We start from the raw sequence: 3,114 nt of genomic DNA on the forward strand, positions 1-3,114 counted from the left end.
GAGGCCTTAGGCGGCCCGGCCGGCGCTCTCCTTGCGCGCCCGGCCGTAGAGCATGCGCAGCTTGAACATGCCCCGCTTGTGCGCGGCCTTGACCTCCTCCTCGCTCAAGCCCAGGCTGTCCGCGGTAGCGACGATACTCGTTTTGGACTTGTCGCGCATGCCCTCGAGCCGGCTCACGACCTCCACGTCCTGCTCCCCCAGCTCGCCCAGGAAGGCCTCGAGGTCGCTGCTCGTCGCTTTGGGCGCGGTCGCCTTGGGACCCTTCGGCGCCGGAGCCTTTCTTGTCGGGGTCTTCTTTTTCGATGTTGAGGCTTTTGCCTTGGTCTTGCTTGCCTTGGCCTTGGCGGTGGTCTTGCCCCTGGTCTTGGTCTTGCCCCTGGTCTTGGCGGGCGCGTCGCCCTTAGCGGCCAGCAGCGCCAGCGCCTCCTCGAGCGTCAGCGCCTCCGGCGTCTGCCCCCCTTGCAGGGAGGCGTTGAGCTTGCCGTGCTTGACGTAGGGGCCGTAGCGGCCTTCTCTCAGCTCGACGGGATCACCCGTTTCGGGGTGCTGGCCTACCACCCTGAGCGGCTTGTTCCGGCTTTCCTTGTTGGCGATGAGCTCGAGGGCGCGCCCTAAGTCCACCTTGAGCACGTCGTCGTCCTTGGTCAAGGAGGCAAACAGGCTGCCGTGCTTGACGTAGGGACCGAAGCGGCCGATATTGGCCTGAACCTTTTGCCCCGTCTCGGGATGCTCGCCCAGGCTGCGCGGCAGGTTGAGCAGCGAGGCGGCCATGGCAAAGTCCACGTCCTCCGGCCTCACGCCCTGCGGCAGGGAGACGCGCTTGGGCTTTTCGGCGTCGTTCTCGCCGAGCTGCAGGTAGGGCCCGTAAGGCCCCTGACGGAGCAGCATGGACTCGCCGTGGTCGGGGTGGACGCCGAGGGCGTTGTCGGGCGCCTTGCCGCCCTCGAGGGCCTCCTCGAGCCCCTCACGGGTCACGTCGCCGGGGGCGAGGGTGTCGGAGAGCGAGGCGGTGAGGCGCTCGCCGCCGATTTCGCCCTCGACATAGGGACCGTACTTGCCGACGCGCACCACATAGGGCGCCCACTTGGCAAAGGCCAGGGTGGAGACCTCGCGCGCGTCCAGGCTCTCCAGGCCGGCCTCGACCCGCGCCGACAGGCCCGCCTCGCCGCTGTAGAAGGTCTTCAGATAGGGTTTGGCCTCTACCTCGCCCGCGGCGATGTCGTCCAAGACCTGCTCCATGCTGGCGGTGAAGCCGGTGTCGACGAGCTGCTCGAACTGCTTCTCGAGCAGGTTGTTGGTCGCAAAGGCGGTAAAGGTGGGCACGAGCTGGCTGCCCTGTTTGCGCACGTAGCCGCGCCGCATCACCGTGTCGATGATGCTGGCGTAGGTGCTGGGCCGGCCGATACCCTCCCCTTCCAGGAGTTTGACGAGCGAGGCCTCGGTGAAGCGGGCGGGCGGCTTGGTCTCGTGGCCGAGCGCCTCGACCCCTTGGCAGTCCACCCGGTCGCCCTGGGCGAGCTCGGGCAGGGGCTGCTCGCGGTCGTCTAAGGCCGCCTCGGGGTCGTCCGAACCCTCGACGTAGGCGCGGAAGAAGCCGGGAAACTCGGTGGTGCGGCCCGTGGCGCGAAAGGTCGCCGCCGTCTCGCCCTCGCCCGCTTCGATCCGCGCGGTGACGAAGCGCAAGCGGGCGTCGGCCATCTGGGTGGCGATGGTGCGCTTCCAGATGAGGTCGTAGAGCCTGCCCTCGACGCCGCCGAGGTCGTGCTCGTTCTGCGTCTTCATGCTCTTGCCGGCGGGGCGGATGGCCTCGTGCGCCTCCTGGGCATTGCGCGCCTTTTGGCTGTAGCGGCGCGGCGCCGGGCTCAGGTAATCCTTGCCATAGCGCTTCTCGACCGCGCGGCGGCTGCCGTCGACGGCCTCTTGGGCCAGGTTGGTCGAGTCGGTGCGCATGTAGGTGATGTAGCCGTTCTCGTAGAGGCCCTGGGCGACGCGCATCGTCTCCTTGGCGGAGAGGCCGAGCTTGCGGCTGGCTTCTTGTTGCAGGGTCGAGGTGGTAAAGGGCGGCGCGGGCGAGCGCTTTTCCTGCCGCTCCTCGACCGCAAGGACGCGCCAGGGCTCCTTTGGCAGGCGGCCCTCGAGCGCGCGCGCCTGCTCTTCGCCCATCAAGAGGACGTTCTTGCCCTCCTCTAGCCCCGCCTTGAGCTTGCCGGTCTCGTCGTCGAAGTCGCGGCCCGTCGCCAGGCGGACGCCGCCGTAGTGCGTCATCGTCCCCTCGAAGGGGTTCTTGGCTTTGGTGAGCCGCGCCTTTACGTCCCAGTAGGAGGCGGCCACGAAGGCGATGCGTTCCTTTTCGCGCAGGACCATGAGCCGCACCGCCACGCTCTGCACCCGGCCCGCCGAGAGCCGGGGCGCGACCTTTTTCCACAACAGCGGCGAGATGGTGTAGCCGACCAGCCTGTCCAAGACGCGGCGCGTCTCCTGGGCGTCGACGAGCGCCTGGTCGATGTCGCGGGTGTTGCGAAGCGCCCTGAGAATCGCCTCCTCGGTGATCTCGTGAAAGACCATGCGCTTGACCGGCACCTTGGGGTTTAAGAGCTGCACCAGGTGCCAGCCGATCGACTCGCCCTCGCGGTCCTCGTCCGTCGCGATGTAGAGTTCGCCTACGCCCTTCATCGCGGCCCTCAGCTTGCTGACCACCTGCTTTTTCTTGGCGGGCACCACGTAGATGGGCTCGAAGCCGTTCTCGAGCCTGACGCCCAGACGCGCCCAGGGCTCGCCCTTCAGTTCCTTGGGAATCTCGGCGGCCGAGGCGGGCAGGTCGCGCACATGGCCCATGCTGGCCTCGATGACAAAGTCGCGGCCAAGAAACCTGCGAATGGTCTTGGCCTTGGTCGGCGACTCGACGATGACGAGACGCTTCATGCGGTCTCCCGATGGTAAACACGCGCCGCTCGCGGCGCCGGTCGGTAACAGGTCATAAACAAAAGCACCCTCCCAGGCGAGGCTATTATAAGGACTTCCGCCTCCTTGTCAAGGTAAGGACGGCCTCACTGAAGCGATCCTGAAGCGACGCCGTTTCCTACCGTCGGATCCACGCCGCATGCGGCTGGTCTT

1 protein-coding gene is annotated in these 3,114 nt (G+C 67.2%); it reads right to left on the bottom strand.

Features of this window, described 5'->3' with window-relative positions; genetic code table 11:
* Nucleotides 1–6: 6 nt before the first annotated feature.
* Nucleotides 7–2,922 carry a type I DNA topoisomerase gene (topA, locus tag M3498_14280; protein MDQ3460445.1) on the bottom strand — a complete coding sequence of 972 codons (2,916 nt, stop codon included), beginning with the start codon at nucleotides 2,920–2,922 and terminating at the stop codon, nucleotides 7–9.
* Nucleotides 2,923–3,114: the final 192 nt, after the last annotated feature.

The organism is Deinococcota bacterium (assembly GCA_030858465.1).
Taxonomy (GTDB): Bacteria; Deinococcota; Deinococci; order Deinococcales; family Trueperaceae; genus JALZLY01.